General features: G+C 59.9%; 16 protein-coding genes. 9 read left to right on the forward strand and 7 right to left on the reverse strand.

The window, feature by feature from the left end; all coding sequences use genetic code 11:
• Window positions 1-222 precede the first annotated feature (222 nt).
• The 6 genes from ACQZ6D_RS21950 (at window position 223) to ACQZ6D_RS21975 (ending at window position 6,601) form a co-directional block, all read left to right on the forward strand.
• Window positions 223-1,251, forward strand: coding sequence for a LacI family DNA-binding transcriptional regulator (locus ACQZ6D_RS21950; protein ID WP_038495107.1), 1,029 nt, complete (start codon window positions 223-225; stop codon window positions 1,249-1,251).
• A gap of 282 nt (window positions 1,252-1,533) precedes the next feature.
• Window positions 1,534-2,475, forward strand: coding sequence for a sugar ABC transporter substrate-binding protein (locus ACQZ6D_RS21955; RefSeq protein ID WP_448730059.1), 942 nt, complete (start codon window positions 1,534-1,536; stop codon window positions 2,473-2,475).
• Between the two features lie 143 nt (window positions 2,476-2,618).
• Window positions 2,619-3,518 (forward strand): sugar phosphate isomerase/epimerase family protein, encoded by a 900-nt coding sequence (locus ACQZ6D_RS21960; protein ID WP_112682887.1) that lies wholly within the window; start codon window positions 2,619-2,621, stop codon window positions 3,516-3,518.
• Window positions 3,519-3,528: 10 nt separating this feature from the next.
• Window positions 3,529-4,539, forward strand: a complete 1,011-nt coding sequence (locus ACQZ6D_RS21965) for a Gfo/Idh/MocA family protein (RefSeq protein WP_448730058.1) — start codon at window positions 3,529-3,531, stop codon at window positions 4,537-4,539.
• A gap of 9 nt (window positions 4,540-4,548) precedes the next feature.
• The gene (locus tag ACQZ6D_RS21970) at window positions 4,549-5,334 is read left to right on the forward strand and encodes a TIM barrel protein (protein ID WP_112682886.1); all 786 of its coding nucleotides are present in this window, start codon (window positions 4,549-4,551) and stop codon (window positions 5,332-5,334) included.
• A gap of 220 nt (window positions 5,335-5,554) precedes the next feature.
• Complete coding sequence (locus tag ACQZ6D_RS21975; protein WP_333717481.1) at window positions 5,555-6,601, forward strand: LacI family DNA-binding transcriptional regulator; 1,047 nt, start codon at window positions 5,555-5,557, stop codon at window positions 6,599-6,601.
• Between the two features lie 10 nt (window positions 6,602-6,611).
• Here ACQZ6D_RS21975 and ACQZ6D_RS21980 read toward each other — a convergent pair whose 3' ends face one another.
• The 6 genes from ACQZ6D_RS21980 to ACQZ6D_RS22005 are packed head-to-tail and all read right to left on the reverse strand — an operon-like array spanning window position 6,612 to window position 14,758.
• Window positions 6,612-7,658, reverse strand: a complete 1,047-nt coding sequence (locus tag ACQZ6D_RS21980; protein ID WP_004431060.1) for a carbohydrate ABC transporter permease — start codon at window positions 7,656-7,658, stop codon at window positions 6,612-6,614.
• Between the two features lie 14 nt (window positions 7,659-7,672).
• Window positions 7,673-8,668 carry a carbohydrate ABC transporter permease gene (locus ACQZ6D_RS21985; protein WP_004431062.1) on the reverse strand — a complete coding sequence of 332 codons (996 nt, stop codon included), beginning with the start codon at window positions 8,666-8,668 and terminating at the stop codon, window positions 7,673-7,675.
• 1 nt (window position 8,669) lies between these two features.
• Window positions 8,670-9,776: an ABC transporter ATP-binding protein gene (locus ACQZ6D_RS21990; RefSeq protein WP_004431063.1), complete on the reverse strand. Its 1,107-nt coding sequence runs from the start codon at window positions 9,774-9,776 to the stop codon at window positions 8,670-8,672.
• Window positions 9,776-11,128 carry a polygalacturonase PglB gene (gene pglB, locus ACQZ6D_RS21995; protein ID WP_448730057.1) on the reverse strand — a complete coding sequence of 451 codons (1,353 nt, stop codon included), beginning with the start codon at window positions 11,126-11,128 and terminating at the stop codon, window positions 9,776-9,778. Before pglB ends, ACQZ6D_RS21990 begins: the two co-directional genes overlap by 1 nt.
• Window positions 11,125-12,219, reverse strand: a complete 1,095-nt coding sequence (gene bglB / locus ACQZ6D_RS22000; RefSeq protein WP_013762386.1) for a beta-galactosidase BglB — start codon at window positions 12,217-12,219, stop codon at window positions 11,125-11,127. Before bglB ends, pglB begins: the two co-directional genes overlap by 4 nt.
• Window positions 12,220-12,232: 13 nt before the next feature.
• Window positions 12,233-14,758, reverse strand: a complete 2,526-nt coding sequence (locus tag ACQZ6D_RS22005) for a hypothetical protein (protein ID WP_448730056.1) — start codon at window positions 14,756-14,758, stop codon at window positions 12,233-12,235.
• A gap of 194 nt (window positions 14,759-14,952) precedes the next feature.
• On the opposite strand from ACQZ6D_RS22005, the gene ACQZ6D_RS22010 reads away from it, so the two are divergent.
• Both ACQZ6D_RS22010 and ACQZ6D_RS22015 read left to right on the forward strand, forming a co-directional pair.
• Window positions 14,953-16,233: an ABC transporter substrate-binding protein gene (locus ACQZ6D_RS22010; RefSeq protein ID WP_004431072.1), complete on the forward strand. Its 1,281-nt coding sequence runs from the start codon at window positions 14,953-14,955 to the stop codon at window positions 16,231-16,233.
• Window positions 16,234-16,464: 231 nt separating this feature from the next.
• The gene (locus ACQZ6D_RS22015; protein WP_113473377.1) at window positions 16,465-18,447 is read left to right on the forward strand and encodes an acid phosphatase; all 1,983 of its coding nucleotides are present in this window, start codon (window positions 16,465-16,467) and stop codon (window positions 18,445-18,447) included.
• 57 nt (window positions 18,448-18,504) lie between these two features.
• Here the strand turns inward: ACQZ6D_RS22015 and ACQZ6D_RS22020 are convergent, their stop codons facing one another.
• Window positions 18,505-19,653, reverse strand: coding sequence for an ROK family protein (locus tag ACQZ6D_RS22020; RefSeq protein ID WP_112682922.1), 1,149 nt, complete (start codon window positions 19,651-19,653; stop codon window positions 18,505-18,507).
• 145 nt (window positions 19,654-19,798) lie between these two features.
• On the opposite strand from ACQZ6D_RS22020, the gene ACQZ6D_RS22025 reads away from it, so the two are divergent.
• Window positions 19,799-21,028: an ABC transporter substrate-binding protein gene (locus tag ACQZ6D_RS22025; protein ID WP_065660248.1), complete on the forward strand. Its 1,230-nt coding sequence runs from the start codon at window positions 19,799-19,801 to the stop codon at window positions 21,026-21,028.
• Window positions 21,029-21,054: the final 26 nt, after the last annotated feature.

Raw genomic sequence — 21,054 nt, forward strand, 5'->3', positions numbered from 1 at the left:
GTATTTTCGGCCCAAGGACTTGGGCTGGCTGGATCTCTGTGACAAGCACAGAGATGAGGGAAGTGGAAAAGCAGGCCTCGCACCGGACACCCCAGCCATCAATATTTATGCCGCGTGCTCTGGCACCCCTCGCCGAAATCTCGGTTTGCGTTGGATTCTATCATGATCCGTGACATGTTTTGCGGGGTATGACAGGATTCTTTCCGTGTAAGGGGTGTCTTCATGAAGCGTCCGACAATCACAGATGTTGCAAACGCCGCCGGCGTCAGCGTTGCGACTGTCGACAGGGTATTGAATGGTCGCCTGCCGGTGCGTGAGGAAACCTCGCGGCGGGTGTTCGAGGCGGCGGAAAAGATCGGTTTCCATGCCACCAACATCATCCGCCAGCGCATGCTGGCCGATCTGCCGTCCTATAATCTCGGAATCATTCTGCGGAAAGAACGGCACTCCTTTTACCAGGCATTTGCCGATGAGCTGGAGCTTGCGGCGCGCAACGTGAGGGATCGCCATCTGAACCTGCGCATCGAATTTGCGCAGTCGGGCGAGCCGAGCGAGCTTGCGGCCCTTCTGTCCGGCATGAAAGGTCGGGTGCAGGCCGTTGCGGCCACCGGTCCTGACCATCATGACGTTACGGCGGCCGTTGAGGCTCTGAAGGCGAAGGGTATTCCCACCTTTTCCCTGCTTTCCGATTTCGCGCAGGGTGTGCGGGAGGCCTATCTTGGCGCGAATAACATGAAGGTTGGGCGCACGGCGGCCTGGATGATCTCGCGGCTGGCGCGCAGCAAGGGCAAGGTGCTGCTATTGCTCGGTGGCCACCGTTTTCACGGTCATTCGCTGCGGGAAACCGGCTTTCGGAGCTATATCAGGGAATATGCGCCGGAATTCGAGGTGATGGACGCGCTGATCACGTTGGAAACGCGGCGGCTGACCTACGAGCTTGTCATGGACACCATCGCCAAACACCAAGATCTCGTCGGCATCTATTGCATCGGCGGCGGCATGGAAGGTGTGATCGAGGCCTTGCAGCAGGAGAACCGCCAGGAAACCATCGTCTGCCTCGTCAACGAGTTGACGCCGGAATCCCGTCAGGCGCTGCTTGAGCGGCGTATTACCGGCGTGTTCCAGACACCGCTTCGCGAACTATGCACGGACCTCGTTGCCACGATGGTTCACACCATCGAACACGGCATGGCGGAAACGCCGGGACAGAGATTTGTGCCCGCTCATCTATGGGTTCCTGAGAGCCTTTGATGGTTTGATAGATTCTATCATAAATGCCGCGTCTATTTCTATCAGCCATGATGGTTTTGCCCGCCGAAGACGCGTTGACGCCGGCCCCGGACTAGGATCATGTTGCCGGCATGTGGAGCGGGCAGGAGGCTGATCCACGACAATAACGATGTTTCAAGGTTGCCAAACGCCGCAGATTTCCATCTTCGGCGACGGGTATCCTTTTGCCGGCGATCGGCTGTGGCGCGATGCACTTGCGGCTGTGCGACCGGTTTCTTTTCAAGAGTTTCGGAGGAGGATGACATGAAAAGACATTTTGCGATTGCGGCTCTGGCCACCATGCTGGCGACCACGGCCTCGGCTCAGACCATCGGCGTTTCGATGGCCCTGTTCGACGACAATTTCCTGACCGTGCTGCGTAACGGCATGATCGACTATTCGAAGGGCATGAACGGTGTCTCGCTGCAGATCGAGGACGCCCAGAACGATGTCGGCAAACAATTGAGCCAGGTGCAGAACTTTGTCGCGGCTGGCGTCGACGCCATCATCGTCAATCCCGTCGATACGGATGCGACGGTGGCGCTTTCGCAGGCGGCTGCCGCAGCCGGCATTCCGCTTGTCTACGTCAACCGCCAGCCGGTCAATCTCGACAACCTGCCGGACAAGCAGGCCTTCGTCGCTTCCGATGAAAAACAGTCGGGAACCTTGCAGACGCAGGAAGTCTGCCGGCTTCTGAAGGCTGCCGGCAAGACGGAAGCCAAGGCCGTGGTGATGATGGGCGAACTCTCCAACCAGGCGGCTCGCATGCGGACTGAGGACATCAAGGAGGTCGTCGCCACTCCGGATTGCAGCTTCATCAAGCTCGTTGAGGAGCAATCCGCCAACTGGTCGCGCACGCAGGGGTCGGACCTGATGACCAACTGGCTCTCGGCTGGGGTTGAGTTCGATGCGGTGATTTCCAACAATGACGAGATGGCGATCGGCGCGATCCAGTCGTTGAAGGCGACCGGCCGGCCGATGGATGGCGTCATCATCGCGGGCATCGACGCGACCCAGGATGCACTTGCCGCGATGGCGGCGGGCGAACTGGATGTCAGTGTTTTCCAGAATGCCGCCGGCCAGGGCAAGGGCGCGGTGGATTCCGCGCTGAAACTCGCCAAGGGCGAGACGATCGACAAGAAGGTCTTCGTGCCCTTCGAACTCGTTACACCCGCCAACCTCAAGGATTATCAGGCGAAGAACTGAGGCCAGCATTCACTGGGAATGCCGGCAATAAACCAAGGGGCCGCTCATGGACAAGCAGGCCCAAGGCCGCGGTCTCTTCTCCCGGACCGCGGCCTAACCTGTCCGCAACGACCTCAACAGATACCGACGACAAGGAAGCGTAAATGCGCATCGCCATCGACCCGTTCATGCACCGCCATCTCAGCCTCGAAGCCCTTCCCGCCAAAGTTAGGGAGCTCGGCTACGACTGGATCGAGCTCAGCCCGCGCGCCGATTTCCTCGAATGGTTCAAGGCGCCGCGCGTGTTTCCCGAAAGGATCCGCTCGTTCAAGAAGGCGCTGGCGGCCGAAAACGTCAAGATTGCCTCGCTGCTGCCGATGTATCGCTGGGCCTCCAATGACGAGACCGAGCGGCAGGCGGCAGTGAAGCACTGGAAACGCGCCATCGAGATCGCCGTCGAACTGGGGGTCGACACGATGAACTCCGAATTTGGCCGTGGACCGCATCCCGACAAGGGTTCCTGCTATTGCTGCCATACCGGCTCGATGATCGAGGCCTGCGAGGATGCCTGGTGGCGTTCAATGGAAGAGTTGGTGCCGATCTTCGAGCGCGAAGGCATCAATCTGCATGTCGAGCCGCATCCGGAAGACTGGTGCGAGACGCTTCAGCCGGCGCTCGACATCATCCGCACCGTCAATTCGAAGAATGTGAAGTTTCTCTATTGCGCCCCGCACACCTTCTATTTCGGCGACGACACCAAGGCGATGCTGCGCGAAGCGAAAGATGTGCTCGCCCACGTACATGTCGGTGATACCTTCAATCACAAGGCCAGTTCAGGGCTGCGCTACATTCTCAACCCGCCCGGCACGCAGGCGCGCGTGCACCAGCACTTGAACATCGGCCAGGGTGAGGTGCCGTGGGACGACTTCTTCGGCACGCTTTCCGAAATCGGCTTCGACGGCATCATGACCTCCTGTGTTTTTGCCTGGGAGGACAGGGCCGATGAATCGGGCAGGTTCATGTGCGCCGAGATCAACAACTATATCGAAAAATACCGCAAGTGAGGTTTTTCCCATGACTGTGAGAATTGGTGTCATCGGCACCGGCGCGATTGGCCGTGACCATGCCCGCCGCATCAACAAGGTCCTCGGAGGCGCAAAGGTCGTGGCGCTGAGTGACGTCAACCCTGCATCCGCCGAGGCGGTGAAGAACGACATTGCTGCGGACGCCGTCATTTTCGCCACCGGCGAGGAACTGATTGCATCGCCGGATGTGGACGCCGTTCTGGTGACCTCCTGGGGTGCAACGCATGAGCAATATGTGCTGGCGGCCATTGCCGCCGGCAAGCCCTGCTTTTGCGAAAAGCCGCTGGCGACAACGGCGGAAGGGGCAAAACGCATCGTTGACGCCGAGGTGGCGCAGGGCAAGCGGCTGGTTCAGGTGGGCTTCATGCGCCGTTATGACGCCGGTTATGCGGCGTTGAAACAGGCCGTCGACACCAAGATCGGCGCACCGATCATGGTGCACGCCGCCCATCGCAATCCGGCGGTTCCGGAGCAATATGTGACTGCTATGGCCATCCACGACACGATGATCCACGAGATCGACGTGCTGCGCTGGCTGCTCGACGATGACTATGTTTCGGCGCGGGTCCTCTTTCCCCGCTCGGCGGCCAGAAGCCATGCGCAGCTGAAGGATCCGCAGATCGTCATTCTGGAGACCACCAGGGGCACGCTCATCGACGTCGAAATTTTCGTCAATTGCCATTATGGCTATGATATTCAGTGCCAGGTGGTGGGAGAGGATGGCATCGCCAGCCTGCCAGAACCGATGTCCGTCCAGACCCGCCTTGGCGCCAAGCTGCAGAACGATATCCTGACAGACTGGAAGGATCGCTTTATCGCGAGCTATGATGTCGAGCTGCAGGATTTCATCCATGCGGCGGCGAAGGGGACCGCTGCCGGACCAAATTCCTGGGACGGTTACGTGGCCGCCATCACATCCGATGCCTGCGTCACGGCGCAGGAAACCGGTGGCGCTGCGGTCGCCATCGACCTTCCCGCGCGTCCTGCCCTTTATAAGTGAGGATATCTCATGCGTTTTGCCATCAACCACATCACCGCACCAAAACTCTCCCTCGAGGACTTCTTCGCGACAGCGCGCAATCTTGGCCTTAGCGAAGTCGAAATCCGCAACGACCTGCCTGACATCGTCGGCACGGTGGACCCGGCTGCCGTGAAGGCTGCGGCCGAAAAGGCCGGCGTGACCATCATCTCCATCAACGCGCTATACCCATTCAACGTCTGGTCGGGCGATCTGCCAAAAAGGGCAGTCGTGATGGCTGATTACGCCGCCGCAAGTGGCGCTAAGGCGCTTGTCATGTGCCCGCTCAACGAGGGCCGACAGGTACCCTTCGACGATCTAGTGGCCGCGCTGAAGGCCATGAAGCCCATCCTCGAGGAACGTGGGCTGACCGGCCTTGTCGAACCACTCGGTTTCCCCGTCTCGTCGCTGCGCACCAAGGCTGAGGCCGTCAAGGCCATCGACGCGGTAGGCGGGGGCGATGTCTACAGGCTGGTGCACGACACTTTCCATCATCATCTGGCAGGAGAGACGGTGTTTTTCCCCGAACGCACCGGCCTCGTCCACATATCAGGCGTGACAGACCCCGCCGTCTCCGTCGCCGACATGCTGGACGCCCACCGCGTTTTGGTGGATAGCGATGACCGGCTGGAGAATCTTGCCCAGATCAGGACGCTGGAGGCCGCTGGCTACAAGGGGCCTTACAGCTTCGAGCCTTTCGCGGCTGAGGTGCATGAGTTGAAAGACCCGGCTGCTGCCGTCAGAGACAGTATCGACCATATCTCCCAGGCGCTATGACCGCCTCACCGCCTGCGGTTTGCTGCAGGCGGTGCTTGCGTTCGAATACAGGCTGATTGGTAGAAAACACAGAGAAATCAATTCCGCTTTTACGGATGATGCTGTAATCTTTGCGTGACAAAACAGAGCAGCAATCGGGCTCGGGTATTCTTGAAATCAACTGCTTTGTGCCGGTTTCTTGCCCGCCCCATCCTTAAAAGAGCGGGTGAATTTCCCTTTTATGAAAATGGACAGGAAAACGACGCTTAAGGATGTGGCGCAGCAGGCAAATGTTTCGCTCAGCACCGCTTCGCACGCCCTTAACGGCACGGCCCCCCTGACCACGCTGGTGCGCGAGCGGGTGCTGGAAGCGGCCCGTTCGCTCGGTTATCTCGAAAACCGCCGACAGAAGGCGACGATTGCGACCCTGCGCGTGGTGTTGCTGGCAATGACCAACGATGCGGCTCCGCAAAGTGATCTCAACATGGTCAGCTGGACGATGCTGAACGGCTTCCGGCGCGAATGCGAACGGCGCGGCATTCGCATCGTGCCCTTCGTCAGCGCCACAAGCCGGCTTGACCCTGTCGCGGTGGCGCAGGCGGCGGATGCCGACAATGTGGATGGCATCGTGGTGTTGAACGATGACCGATCGCAACTGGTTCAGGCGCTTTCGGCGCTCGGCAAACCGGTGGTGCTGATCAATGGCGAGGACCCGGCCATGATCGTCGATACGGTGACGGCCGAGAACCGTTTCGGCGCCCGCCTCGGCATCGAGCACCTGCTTTCCCTTGGGCACCGCAATATTTTGCACATTACCTGGAAGGGGCGCACGACGATCCGCCGCCGTTACGACGGCTATAGCGACGCATTTCTTGCGGCGGGGTTTCCGGTGCCTGCGGATATGGTCATTGAGGTGGAGAGTTATGAACCCCAATGGGGCGAAACCGCCATTCGTCGCCTGCTGGCCGAGGAGCGCCCGCTCAGAAATGCAACGGCGATTTTCTGCGCGGCCGACAATCTGGCACTTGGCTGTCTGAAAGCGCTGACGGAAGCCGGTGTCCGGGTTCCCGATGACGTTTCGGTATTGGGTTTTGACGATATCATGCCGGCGGCCTTCAGTGCGCCGCCGCTCAGCACCATTCAATTGCCCGCCGACAGGCTGGGTGGTGCGGCACTTTCCCTGCTGGAGCAGCGGCTTGTCGCCGCCGACCCGACCCGGCCTGCGCACCGGCTGGAACTTGGCTGTCGACTTGTGCTGAGGGGCAGCATCGCACCGCCCCCCAAGTGATACCGAGCTTTTACTTCATGCCCGTCCCAGCAATGCCTGTCGTGATATAGCGTTGCAGGAACAGGAACACGACGGTAACCGGCGCCAGGCTGAGGAAGGTCATGGCGAGAATATAGTGCCATTGCACCGAGAACTCGCCCTGGAAGGCGTTCAGACCCACCTGCAGTGTGAAGTTCTCGCGGCTGCTGAGGACGATCAACGGCCAGAGGAAGTCGTTCCAGCGCCACAGCACCGAGAAGATTGCGAGAACCGCTAGTGCAGGTGCCGTCAGCGGCAGAATGATGCGCCAGAAGATGCGGAATTCGCTGGCCGCATCGACGCGTGCGGCTTCGATCAGTTCGTCGGGGATCGTCAGCATATATTGCCGGAGCAGGAACACGCCGGTTGGCGTCGCGACGGTGGGAATGATGACACCCCAGAGATTGTCGACGAGGCCGACACCGACGATAACAAGATAGGCTGGCACCATGACGACGGTAAGTGGGATCATCAGCGTGGAGATGATCAGCACGAAAATCGCCTTCTCGCCGCGGAAGCGGTATTTCGAGAGAGCAAACGCCGCCATGGCGTTGACGATCAAGGTTAAAACCGTCGCGACAACAGTGACGAAGACCGAGTTTTTCAGGAAAGTCAGGAAGTTGAACTGGGTCAAGGGATCGGTAAAATTCTGCGTCGCGATCGTCAGTTTCTGGACGGGCGACATTTCGCGCGTGTCGACGCTGACCGGTGGGCCGGGATTGGCCGGATCCACCATCTGCGCCTTGATGCCAACGCGCCGGACCATGGCCATCTCCCGCTCCATGCCGTCGATGGTGACGGTCCAGAGGCTGAGCGGCCTGTCATAACCTGGAACTTCCACCTGCACGGCGGCGCGCGGCAGAAGGCTCGGCGGAAACCGTGTGATCTCGGCTTCCGGCTTCAGCGAGGACATCGCGGCCCAGACGACGGGTATGAGCACCGCGAGCGTGCCGCCGATGAGCCACACCCAGGAGAGAATATCGGTGAGACCGATCCTGCCGGGGCGGCGGGTTCGCGTCAGGAAAGTGACTGCGTTCATATTGCCGGACATGATCAGGACTCCATCTTTTTGCCGAGGCGCAGTTGCACGAGCGTCAGCGCGAGAAGAACAAGGCCCATCAGAACCGATGCGGCGGATGCGAGGCCGAAGAGCCTGAGATCGCTGCCAAAGGCCATCTGGTAGATATATTGCACCACGAACGTGTTGGCCGTGCCCGGCCCGCCGCCATTGGTCAAAACCCAGGCTTCATCAAATATTTGCACTGAGCGGATCATCAAAAGGATCAGTACGACGAGAAGGTTGGGAGCCAGCAGCGGCAGGGTGATGCGCAGCAATGTGCGCCGGGGCGAAGCGGCGTCGATTGCGGCTGCTTCATAAAGGTCTTTGGGAATGGCCTGCAGCCCGGCCAGCAGGATGAGCGTGTAAAAGCCCATGTGGAACCAGACGGATACGACCACGACGAAGAAGCGCGACCAGCCGACATCCAGCAGGAAGATTTCCGGCGGCACGCCGAGCATCTGGAAGAAGGCGTTCAGCAGTCCGTTGCGGTCAAGAAACCATTTCCAGATGAGGCCAATGACGACAGGTGACAGCAGCACGGGATAAAAGAACATGGCGCGGAAGAAGCCGCGCGCGGCAATCGCCCTGTTAAGAATAAGGGCCGTGACCAGCGCGACGAACAGCGTGGCGACAACGTTGAAGCCGACGAACCAGAGCGTGTTCCAGATCGCTGTCCAGAACAGCGATTCCCGGCAGCTTCCGGGGTCCATATAGCTCTGGCAATCGAGCAGCTTGCCGAAATTCTCCAGACCGACAAAGGGGCGGTCGGTGATCAGCAGCTCGGTGCCGCCGGTAAAGGCGTAACCGACGGCAATGGCAATCGGCAGGAAGGTGAAGATGCCGAAAAGAACGAGGTTCGGCATCAGGAAAATATAGGGCATGCGCCTTTTGCCGATCAGCCGCTCTATGAGGTTGAGCGGCACTTCGGCAATCGCCATCACGGCGTCGAGCACGCGGTCGGAAAGTCTCGCAAGCGTCGGATTGGCCATGCTAGTCTCTCCCGTGGCTGTCAAGGCGCGGCAGCGCCAGTTCGGTTTCGGGGTCGAAGACATGCACCCTTTCGCGCGCCGGCATGATGTTCAGAACTGAGCCTGAAGCGGGTGCGAAGTGGCCAGCCTGGTGCACGATGATCTGCTCTTTCTGGCCCTGAAGATTGCCGTAGAGATAGGTCTCGGTGCCGAGGCTCTCGTGATACTGCACCTCGAAGGGCAGGCCCTTTTCCTGCGTGATGACAAAATGCGAGGGGCGGATGCCCGCCAGAACTGCCTTTCCGGGGGTAGCCACGGCGGGATCGACGAGGCAGGGCAGGGACACGCCGTATCCGGAGTCGATTGCGAAACCGCCGTCGCTGCCGGCGACGAATGTGCCCTTTAGTATGTTCATGCGCGGTGAACCGAGGAAGCCGGCGACGAAGAGGTTGCGCGGATTGTCGAAAAGCTCGAGCGGGCTGCCAACCTGTTCGATGCGGCCTGCACGCAGCACCACGATCTTGTCGGCCATGGTCATGGCTTCCACCTGATCGTGGGTCACATAGATCATTGTCGTCTTGATATCGCGATGCAGCCTTGTGATTTCGGCGCGGGTCTGCACGCGCAGCGCCGCATCGAGGTTCGACAGCGGCTCGTCAAACAGGAAAATGTCAGGCTCGCGCACGATGGCGCGGCCGATGGCGACGCGCTGGCGCTGGCCGCCGGAAAGCTGTTTCGGCTTGCGGTCGAGATAGGGTTCGATGGCCAGCATGCGTGCCGCCTCGTTGATGCGGCTTTCGATTTCCGCCCGCTTGAAACGCAGGTTTTCAAGGCCGAAGGCGAGGTTCTTGCGCACACTCATATGTGGATAGAGCGCATAGGACTGGAAGACCATGGCGATCTTGCGCTCGGCCGGCGAGAGCGCGCTGACATCGCGTCCGCCAATGCCGATGGTGCCTGACGTCACATCCTCAAGGCCGGCGATGATGCGCAGCAGCGTGGATTTTCCGCAGCCGGAAGGACCGACGAAAACGACGAATTCCCCGTTCTCGATCTGAAGATCGATATCATGCAGGACATGAACGGCACCGAATGCCTTGTTGAGGTTTTCCAGCTTTAGACTTCCCATTACCTGCTCCCTTCGGGCAAGGTCGTCTCTGCGACGATCTCTTTTGCATTCCAGCCCTCGGGTAAGGGCATCGTTCTTCCAATGGCAACGTCGCGCGCAGAAAATCCGTGAACGCCGGACAGATAGACCGCAGGCATGCCGCCGGGGTAATCTTCAAGTCCGACGATCCTGCCGTCGGCGCTGCGTGTCCAGGCATTGGCGCGGCCGGCAGCCTCCGGACTTGGCGCAATATCCGCATTGGTCGGGCGAAGATCATATTGCAGGCCGGTGCCGAGTTTGCCGGGCTGCTGTGACAGCGAAATGCGCGCGAGCGTGACATTGTGGATGCCGGCGCTCGAGGTGGCGACGAGGTTTATCGCCCCTTCCATCGAGCCGTTCAGGTCTTCCACCACAAGGTTTTCAACCTTACCGGCCTGACGTTCCGGCCGGCGGTCTACCACGGTGACAGTCACGGCTTCGCCCGATCCCCAGAACCCGCCCGGCGTTTCGTAGCACTCCGCCTCGATCCGCGAAAAGCGGATATTGCGCATGGCGCCGCCATCGCGGGAGAAAAGGCCGATGCCGCGATTGGACGCGATGACTTTGCAGTCCTCGAACGCTACATCGGTGAAATCGCCGAAGGATTCCGTGCCGAGCTTCAAGGCGCAGCTCATGCTTGAGACAGTGCAGCGGCGAACCGTGATATCGGCGCAGGCGCCAACAGCCTTGCCATCCGGTCCGGCGCTGGTCTTCAGGCAGATACCGTCATCGGCGGTGGAGATGGAGCAATCCTCGATCAGTGCGCGCCGGCAGGCATCCAGCACGATGCCGTCGGTGTTGGGCAGGCGGCGATCGTTTTCGACACGGATGTTGCGGAAACTCAGATCTTCGCAATCGACCATGTGCAGGGTCCACATTGGCGAACCGCTGACGACGAGGTTTTCAAGGCGAACGTCGCGGCAGGATTCCAGAACCATGACACGCGGCCTCTTTTTCGCGGGCACATAGGTTCCCATGGCTTCGTCGTCACCGATGATGAAGTTCTCACCGCCAGCCTCGATACGGCCGGGGCCGGTGACGGCAATGTTGCTCGCGCCCTTTGCGACGATCATGCCGCGATCCGAATCCTCGGCAATGACAGAAACGGGCGTATGGGCATAGGCGTCGTAGTCGGAAATCGGCGCGAGCACCGCGTCTTGTGCAAGGTGAAGTTCCACGTCGCTTCTAAGATGAAGGCCGCCGCTGACGTGCCGTCCGGCCAAGAGCGACACGACGCCGCCGCCTGCAGCCGATGCTGTATCTATTGCCTGCTGGATATCGGCAGTGGCGTCACGGCCCTCGGCGGCTATGGTGATATTGGTGTGAGCACTCATGATGCCTGCGGCCTCTTCAGAAAGACGTCGATCAGCAGCAGCATCGTCAGCGCCTGCCCATAGGGTGTCGGCAAATTGGGAATGCGGCGGTAGAAATCGAGGTCGTGGCCCATGGGCGTTCCGTCCGACACACCGTGCACGACGCCTTCATCATCGATATTGCCCAGCACCGCCTTCAGCGCCCGCTCGGCATGGGCGCGGTTTTCTTCGCCGAGAATACCTGCCTCGATGCCGCGCAGAATGCCATAGGCGATGCCAGCGGTTGCCGACGTCTCGACCGGCGAAGTCGGATCGTCGAGGAGCGTGTGGAACATGCCATCCTCGCGCTGATACTGGCGCAGCGAACGCACCTGGCTTGCAAGCACATTGGCGAGGAAACGTTTGTCCTTTTCGGCAAGCGTCGGCACCAGTTCGAAGAGTTCGGGGATTGCAACGGTGATCCAGGAATTGCCGCGTGCCCAGAAGGCATGCGCAAAATTGTGGCGTCCGATGAAGGTCCAGCCGTGATACCACAGCCCGGTCACGGGGTCTGACAGGTAACGCGCATGGATCATGAACTGGTAGACTGCCTCATCGATCCAGTCCTGACGTTTGCAGACCACACCTGCGCGGGCAAGGAACAGACAAGCCATGAACAGCGTGTCGTCCCAGAGTTCACCCTCGTTAAGCCGCTCCTTTACCACGTGCTGGAAGCCGCCATCTTCGGTTTTCGGCAATTTGTGCACAAGCCAGTCGGCCCAGTCTTCAACCAGCGCCCGGAAATCCGGCCGGTCGACATGTTCGGTGAGGATGACGAGCGGCAGCATTGGCGCGGAACTGTTGATCTGGCGTGGCGGCAGGCCACGATCGATCTGCCAGCCGTACCAGGTCACGAGATCGTCCAGAGCTTTCTGGTCGTTTGCGGCAAGCGCCCGGCGCAGGAAGCCATAAAGGCCAACGCCCACTTCCCAATCCCATTCATCGAACTGGATCTTGCCGTCGGAACTGCCGCTTGCCAGGCCTTCCTGTATGCCCTTGAGGCGGCTGAAGGCGGCGGCGACGCTGTCGATCGTCGTTCTGAGAGTGTCTTTCTCGATGCTTTGCTGGTTCATCTGGTCATTCCGCTTAGGAGTAAAATGGCTGTGCCACGCCGTTGCCTGCGGCGGTTTTGGCACTGTCGAAGGTGATCTGTGGCTGTGGCTGCTCGTGGTCGAAGGCCATGGCTTGCCCGCCGATGGTTAAGTTGCCGTCCCAGTTGAGGGAGAGTTCGGGGCCACCGGGTGGCGTGACACACAGTAGGCGCCTGTCGGCGTCGAACATGACCTGCGTGGCGAGAATTCTTTCGCGGAAGTGCGCGAATGCGTTGGTATCTCCGCAGCCGATAATGCCGATCCAGCCAGCGCGGCGGCCAGGTGATCTGATCTCGCGGTCGGCGGTGGCGCCTGCTGTTACAGGTTCAAGCCCATTGGTCGCATAAAGTGCTGCAAAGCCGCGGCCCGCGCGGGTAATGAGCCAGTTACCGTTCGTCACCACCTCGTCCAGCCCGTCGCGACCGAGATAGGCATGGGTCCAATCATTGCGGTGATCATCCGTATCGAAGATCATCATGGCGATATCCCGGTGCTGCGCCACGCGCGGCAGGATGCCGCTGCCGGCCCAATAAGAGGGGCGCTGCGTGCCCCACGGATCATCTTCGCCGGGATGGTTGACCCACAGCCGCGCCATCGGATGGCCGGCAAGCTTGATGTCCATGACGTGCTGCTGGTGGCCCTTGCGACCTGTCTTGTGGTCCACCACAGTGGAAAGCTGGGCTGCTTCGTTCTTGAAAAGCACGAGTTTGCCCGGCTCCAGTCCCTGCGCATAACGCGCCTCGACCATGCGGCCGCCTGTCAGTTGCGACAGGGCGGCAAGATGCGGAGGCGGAAGGTAATCTCCACAGCAGAACATCGGCAGCGAGGCGACGCCATTGTTGAGCCAGCCCTGACCGAAGGCAACTTGCGCAAAAGGTGCAAGTTCCGTCAGCGGCCCGGCGCGCAGCTCCTTGTCATAGGCTCTGCCCTGGGAACCGGAGGGAACGCCACTAAGCGTGTGCAGAGCGATCATTTCGAAAATGAGATCGAGCTGGTGGCGGGCGCGGGCGGCAAGTTCCGGTTCGGCCCAATGTTCGATGGCAAGAAGGCCGATGAAATCCACCGGATAATAGGCGGCCGAATTCCATTCGGCGAGACCGTGCGCCTCGACGCTGCCGAACCAGCGTTGCAGCCGGTCTGCGGCCAGCGCCGCCTGCTCCCTGCCGGTGCGCCCGGAGGCGCTGAAGATGGCGTCCGGCAGATAGTCTCCCGCGAGCAGCTGGCTGGTATGGAAGCACAGAACGTGGTTTTCGCTCCAGAACCACATGACGTCGTTGCCGGGTTCGTCCACCCAGTAGCGATAGGAGAGAATAGAAGAGTTGATCCGCTCAAGCATCTGAGGGGGAAGCCGGTCACCATAGGAGCGCACCAGCCAGAGAAGCGGCACCAGCACGAAATCGGAGCAATCCTCGCGCCGGTCGATGGACCGCAGCGTTGCGTCGACGATGCCGGAAATCGTCTTCATGTCACCGCTGCCGGTAGCGACCATGGCCAGCGCACGGCCGATGCGCCATGCACCAAAGCGGGCGCTGAAGGACAATGCCGCTTTCTTTCGCTCGGCAATATCGGTGGCGGCCGGTTGTGGCGCCATATCGCCCATGAAGGCTGCGTCGATGACGCGCGTTACCGTTCCGGCACCTGAACCGATGGTGATCCTGACGCCATGATATCCGTCCGAAATGCCTGCCGTCTCGGGGATCGTCAGGGTCGATTGCCCGGCTTTCAGCACGGTATCGACCTCGGCAAGGGCGGCGCGCTCGTGGCCGTGGCTTTTCACCGCGATGTGGACGGGAAGGTCGCTGGCAGGTGCTGCCCCGAAAACCAGCTCGAGGGCCGCGCTGGAAAAAACGTCGCGTGCGGGGCGAACATCGCGCACCAGTGCGGCAAGACGTTTCGTTTCTTCCCGGTCGAGCGGCACCGGCAGCACGACGGTGAGCGGCGTGGCGTCCGTAACCTCAAGCTCGAAGAACCAGATGATGTCACGTTCCGCCAGATCTTCGCAAAGCAGCAGCACTTCGTTATCGCCGGCCGCAAGTTCGAGCGTGATATCGCGGCTGCTTTCGACATTGCGGATAAAGGGCTCAAAGCGGACCTGTTCCACGCCGCCCACCCAGATGCGCACGCCGCCGCAGGTGCGCAGCCGGAAATGCGCCTGTCTTGTGGTGTCGCTGCGGAACGAGCCCTTCAGCCAGCGCTGCACATGGGTCGGAACGTGCCAGAAACCGGTGAATTCAACGCGTCGGTTGGAACCCGGCAGGTTGAGGTGCGAAACCGTAAAGCTGGAGTCGGGCGCGATGTCGCGGCCGATCATCGTCTGTTGAAAGGCCTTGCGGCAGGGCAGGTCGCCAACATCCACAAAGCCGTTGATGAAGCGATAATCGACCCGGTCTTCCGCCGGTGCCGCAATTCCCGGAAATGAGGTTTCCACCAGATCCGAGACGATCCAGGCGGTAACCGTTTCGCCTGGCGGTACGGTATATGTGGGCTGCGACAAGCCCGTCGCCAATGGTCCATCCGTCATAATGGATCGCCTCCCGTCGATCTTTATGAAATTATTTTCACAAATCTATTTTCGCTTTGTTGCGTCGATTTGTGCGATTTAGCCGAAACAAACAGCTTGACGTTTATTCTGTCAAGTCGCAAAACAAGCGAAATCGAATTAAGACGAGGAGCTTCAATTCGATTCGTGAAAAGTTTTTCATTGGGAGGATGAGCATGCTGAAACTGTTTTCGGGCGTCAGCGCCCTCGTATTGGCCTCTATCGCCGGCCTTTCGGTCGCAGAGGCCGAGACAAGAACGATCACGTTCCTTTTTACGGATGACGACCAGGGTTATGTGCAGCGCATGTCTGAACTCAGCAAGGAGTTCGAGGCGGCCAATCCGGGCGTGAAGATCAACTTCGTGTCTTCCGGTTATGATGCCGTTTCCAAGCAGCTGCCGGTACAGCTAGCGGTGGGCGAGGGGCCGGATGTTGCCAAGATCACCGACTGGCAGCTCGCTTCCTACTATCTCGACATGCGCCCCTACATGAAGGATGCGGATGGCTTTGCCAAACTGCACGGCTCGAGCCTTGCCCAGCTTCGTCTGCCTGGTGTCAACGATCCGCAGTCGATCAACGGTTACATGGCCTCGCAGACGCTGAACCTGCCCTTCGTCAACAAGACGCTGTTCGAGCAGGCGGGTGAACCCTTGCCCGGCCCAACCGCGAAATTGAGCGAGATTGTCGAGGCGTCCGCGCGCGTTGCCAAGTCGACCGGCGTGCAGATTCCCTTCACCATGGACCGCTCCGGCCACCGCTTCTCCGGCGGCGCCTTCGCTTATGGTGCGACCTATGTGAAGGACGGCAAGTTCAGCTTCCCCGACGACGCGGCGAAAAAATACATCTCCGACATCTACTCATGGACGCAGAACGGCAGCTTCCCAAAGGAAATGTGGGGTGCTGCGGGTGGCTCGCAATACAAGAACATGGGCGATGAATTCGTCAACGGCAATGTCGTGACCTATCTGGCCGGCAACTGGATGGTCAATCCGTTCCAGAACAAGATCGGTGACAGCTTCGAATGGACCGCGATCAACGCCCCCTGCGGCGATGCCGGTTGCTATGCCATGCCCGGCGGCACGGCGATTGTCGGCTTCAAGCGCACCAAATATCCCGAAGATGTCGCCCATTTCGTCGAATTTCTCGGCTCTGAAAAGGTGCAGCGGGAAATCGCCGAAAATTACGTGATCCTGACGGGCGCCGAAATCGTCGATCCGCAATACAAGCTGAAGAGCGAAAACGCCAAGGCGGCGATGAAGGTCTTTCTGGACAACAAGAAGAATGTGCCGCAGGCCGCCCGCGAATTCGAGCACGCCAAGGGTGGCACTGCCATGTATCAGCAGATCGTCCAGCGCATGAGCCAGCTCATCGTCGGCGAACTGACGCTCGACCAGACCTACAAGGTCCTGGAAGACGATGTCGCCAAGATCAATGAGGCCGTTGCGGTCAAGAAATGATGAGCGCCCGTTCTTTCATCACGAAATAACGATGCTCTCGATCTGCCCGGAGTTATGCTCCGGGCATACGTCACCGCTTGTTCGCCGGCTGTTGTGGCATATGCGATCTGACTTAATCAGCAAGTCGAAAAAAAACTGCAATACGCCCGGCATAAAAGCTGACGGCGAGGCGCGCCGGAAGCTGCGTGCGCGCTTCGTCACGCGTCATTCGCTGAAATCATAGGATTCGTCATGGCTAAACTGAAGATGTCGTCTTTTCCGTTCGTGCGGTCGGCCTTGCTTGCCTCCGTCGCATTGCTGGTTCTTGTCCCGAACGCACAGGCATTCGAGCGCACTCAACCCGCAGGTCAGGGTTATGCCATTACGGTACCCGAACCCGCAGTAAGATATCCGCTGCCGCTTTCCGACACCTATCGCAACCAGACTGGCAAGAACGCCAGGGGCGAAGACGTCCGTGCCTATGACGACCGCGACAATCCCGTCATCGAAATCCTCTCGGGTTTTAATCGCATCTGGACGCTGGGCGATGAAAAATGGGCGGATGGCGGCGCCAATGGCGACGGTCCGAGTGATTTCAGCCATGTGAAGGCCGTCAATCCCGCTGTCTGGCAGGAAAACATGCGTTACGTGCTTTCCGTAACCGGTGAGAACCGCACCCCCGCCGCGGCCTTGAACGCCTATATGAAAGACCGCCGCTCGCAGGGTTATAGCATGATCGACGGCATGGGGCCGCTTGCTCCGTGGTATCGCGAAGGCGCGGGCGCGACGACGACCATCAACCACACCCTGGCGGATTTCGATCCGAACGAGGTCATCACGCGCAAGGAAGAGGACAAGGGCACCGAGGCTGGAGCGGCCGATTCCGAGCTGAAGGATGTCGTGGCCCTCATGAAGGTAATGCGTGGCCCGGAAGGTACGACGTCGCCAGCGAAATATTTCTATTCTACGCCGCGCCCATGGCGCATGAATGCCAAGGGCGAGGTGATAGAGACAGGTACCGAGACCATCGGCGACCGCAAGTTTGAAACTTACGAAACCGATCCCGGCGTCATTGTGCCCGCGCTCAAATATGCGCGCGAGAACCGTGGACGCGGCAAGGATGGCGGCTTTCCGAGCGGTCACACCAATGCCGCCTATCTCGCTGCCATCACTTATGCCTACGTTGTGCCGGAGCGGTTTTCCGAATTGCTGACTGCCGCTTCCGAGCTTGGCGAAAGCCGTATCGTTGCAGGGATGCATTCCCCAGTCGACGTGATCGGCGGCCGCATTACGGCCACCGCTATAGCCGCCGCTATTCTGCAGGATCCGAAAAATGCCGATCTCAAGAAGGCCGCGCATGATGAATTGCAGGCCTATTTTGCCAAACGCTTACCAGCGGGACACTCCCTGATCGACTTTGCCCATAGCGCGAAACCGGATGTAGACCCTTTTGCCGATGCGGCGACCAACGAGGCTGATTATCGCCGGCGTATGACCATGTCCTTCAGCCGCGACAAAACCGTTGGCGATGCGCCCATGGTGGTGCCGAAGGGTGCCGAGGTTCTGCTGGAGACACGCCTGCCTTATCTCGATGCCGCACAACGCCGCGCCGTCCTGTTCTCCACTGGTATCGAGGCCGGTTATCCGCTGCTTGACGACAGCAATGGCTGGGGCCGGATCAATCTGGTGGCCGCCGCTGCCGGTTATGGTGCCTTTAACGGCGATGTCGACGTGACGATGGATGCTGCAGCCGGCGGGTTCAATGCGGCTGACCGCTGGACGAACGATATTGCCGGGGCAGGGCGTCTCGTCAAATCCGGCAGTGGCGCGCTCACGCTCACCGGCGCCAACAGCTATAGCGGCGGCACCGTCTTGCAGGACGGAACGCTTGTGGCATCCTCCGCCAATGCGCTTGGTACAGGTGGCGTGCTGGTCTCCGGCGGAACGCTTTTGCTGAACGGTGAAAGTGACATCGTCATTGGCGGCGATTATGCCCAGACGGGCGGCACGCTGGCGCTTGATCCGCAAAAGGCTCCGCTGCTGGTCAAGGGCAACGCGACGCTTGATGGCGCAACCCTGCGGCTCGCCTTCGATGACGCCGCACCCGCTGCCGGCACGCGCTTCAACGTCATCGCCGCAGACGGCCTGACTGGCACCTTCGCTGCGATCGACGCGGGCAATGTGAAGGTGCGGCCGGTTTATACCGGCTCGTCGCTGTCCGTGGTGGTCGAATAGGCTGCGAGGCCAAGGTTTCGCGGGCGCGGTTTAATCGCCGCGCCCGGCCGACCCTGGTTACAGGAAATAACGGATCCTGAGCGGCAGCAATGTGGCGCCGAGTGCCGAGGAATCGCCTTCTGTCTCGCTGAGCACCAGTTTTGCTTCCTGCGGGCCGATGCCGTAACGGTGTTCGCGTTGCGAGGGCATGTGTACACGTTCGATCATCATCCGGCCGAGTGCGCGCGGCAATTGTCCACCAAAGACGATCGCCTGTGGATCGAGAACCGCAATCAGGCTCGCCACCAGCCGGTCCACCTGCGGCATGGTCCGCTCAAGCCATTCCTCGACGCCCGGCCAGGCAGGGTCAAAATGCTGATAGAGCGCTTCGATCGAATCTATCTCGCTCCCGTGTTTCTGCAGCGTCGCGATCAGATATTGCAGCGCCGGCCGCCTGTCGGCTTCATCCGGGTTGAAGATGCCGCTGAATTCACCGGCATTGCCGTGGAAACCGTAGAAAGGCTGACCTCCCAGAATGAGGCCGCCGCCGAAGCCATAGTTGAAGGATAGATAGGCGAAGGTCTGGCACCACAGTCCCACGCCGCGAAGGCTTTCGCCGATCGCGCCGGTGGTTGCGTTGTTTTCCAGCCAGACCGGCAGACTGAATTTCTCTTCAAGGATCGGTTTCAGGTCCATCAGCGACCAGTCGCGCAATGGTTCCGGCGCGTTGAACGCCCGATCTTCCGACACGAAAAATCCCGACATGGAAAAGCCGAGGCCGAGCAGGCGTTCGCGCGGGATGCCGTGGTCCGCCAGCAACCGGTCCAGAGCGAGCGACAGTGCGGCAAGCGTCATTTCGCGATCGCTGGGAAGCATGCGCAATTTTTCTTCGACAACCACCATGCAGCGGAAATCGGCAATGCAGATCACCACGGAGTCAGTGTTGATGGAAATTCCGAGCGAATAGGCCGCCTCAGGCACCAGTTCAATTGTCGGGCTCGGCTGGCCACGCGTTCCTTTAAGCGGTGCGCCGGTACGCAAAAGGCCGCGTTCCAGCAGGCCTTCGATCAACCGATGCACGGATTGCTGCGTCAGGTTCGTGTGACCGGTGATTGTTGCACGGGCAATGGGGCCGTGGCGGCGCACGATATCGAGAATGAGGCGCTCATTCTCGCTGGCAAGCGGCTGGCGGTCGAAGGTCTGGCGCGGTGTCTTATCTGTTGTCATGGCCTTGGATAGCGGGTGCACAAGGCCTTCGCAACTCGGGCCGCGCGCCGGGGACGGCATTTTTCACTGGACTGTCACAAATAATACACTTAGAGTGTAGTAATAAGAAGCCGGTCAATAACGGATCCCCAGGAGGAACCATTCAATGAGCATGAAATTTATTGCGATCGCCGCGCTTGCGCTGGCGACGACGGTAGCGCCTTGCCTTGCGGCGGACACCAACATGAAGAACCTCGACTTCGATCTGTCGAAGGTCACGCGCGAAAATTTCTATGACATCGTCGTTCCCGCTGCCAAAGCGGAAGGCACGGTGACGATGTACAATTTCGCCGGCAGTTTCGCGGATACGTGGAAGGAACTGATCACCCGGTTCGAGGCCAAATATGGCATCAAGGTTACCTATAGCGACGTGAAGGGTGATCAGGCGAACCAGCAGCTCATCGCCGTGCAGGCGGCTGGGCAGGATTCACCCGTCGACGCCTATTTCGCTGGCGGTGGCGGTTATCCGCTTTTGTCTTCCAAGGGCGTCGTCGGCAATATTCCGCTGACGAAGATCTTGCCCAACATGGCCAATTACAATCCGGAACTGGCCGAGACCGTTTTCGGCAAGGCGCATGGCGGCAGCTTCCCTCTTGTGCATCTCAACCAGACCGCACTCGGCTACGATTCCGCCTTCGTGAAAGCCGAAGACGTGCCGAAGAGCTTTGACGATCTTCTCGTCTGGGCTGAGAAGAACCCGAAGCGCCTTGGCGTCACCCTGCCAGCCAAGGGCGGCTCCGGCGGCGGCTTCATCTATTCGGTGGCGCTCAATTATCTCACCGGCGACTGCCGCAAGCAGCTTACCGACTATAATCAGACGCTGCAGCAGGCCGAAGACTGGGCAATGACGTCCGAGTGCCTTACGCCGGTCTGGGATTATTACCGCCGTCTTCTTGCCGTGGCTGAACTGACCAACGGCAACGCCGACACGCTCAACCTGATCAACAACCAGCAGCTCTACATGGGCACCGTCTGGGAAGACCAGGTCATGAGCTTCCTCGGGACCAAGCAGTTGCCGGAGAGCTTCCGCGTCACGCTGCTGGAAAAAGGCCAGGTCGGCTCGGGCGATGCCATTTTCGTGCCGGCAAATGCCAAGAACGTCGCGTCCGCCCTGCTTCTGATCGATATGGCGATGAGCAAGGAGTTCCAGCTCTGGAAGCTGGAGAACAAGGCTTCGCGGTCTCCACGGGCGGATGTCACCAACGACCTGATGCCCAAAGCCGTACAGGAGCATGTTCTGCCGCAAAGCGTTTATCCGCGCCTGTCGGTTCCGGCGTTCTGGGACATGTCGACGGCCCTTGCCGAAGCGCTCGATGAAAAAGTGCTCAACCAGTAACACCTGCCCGGATCGACCGGACCGTG

Source organism: Agrobacterium sp. 22-3639C2, assembly GCF_053522105.1.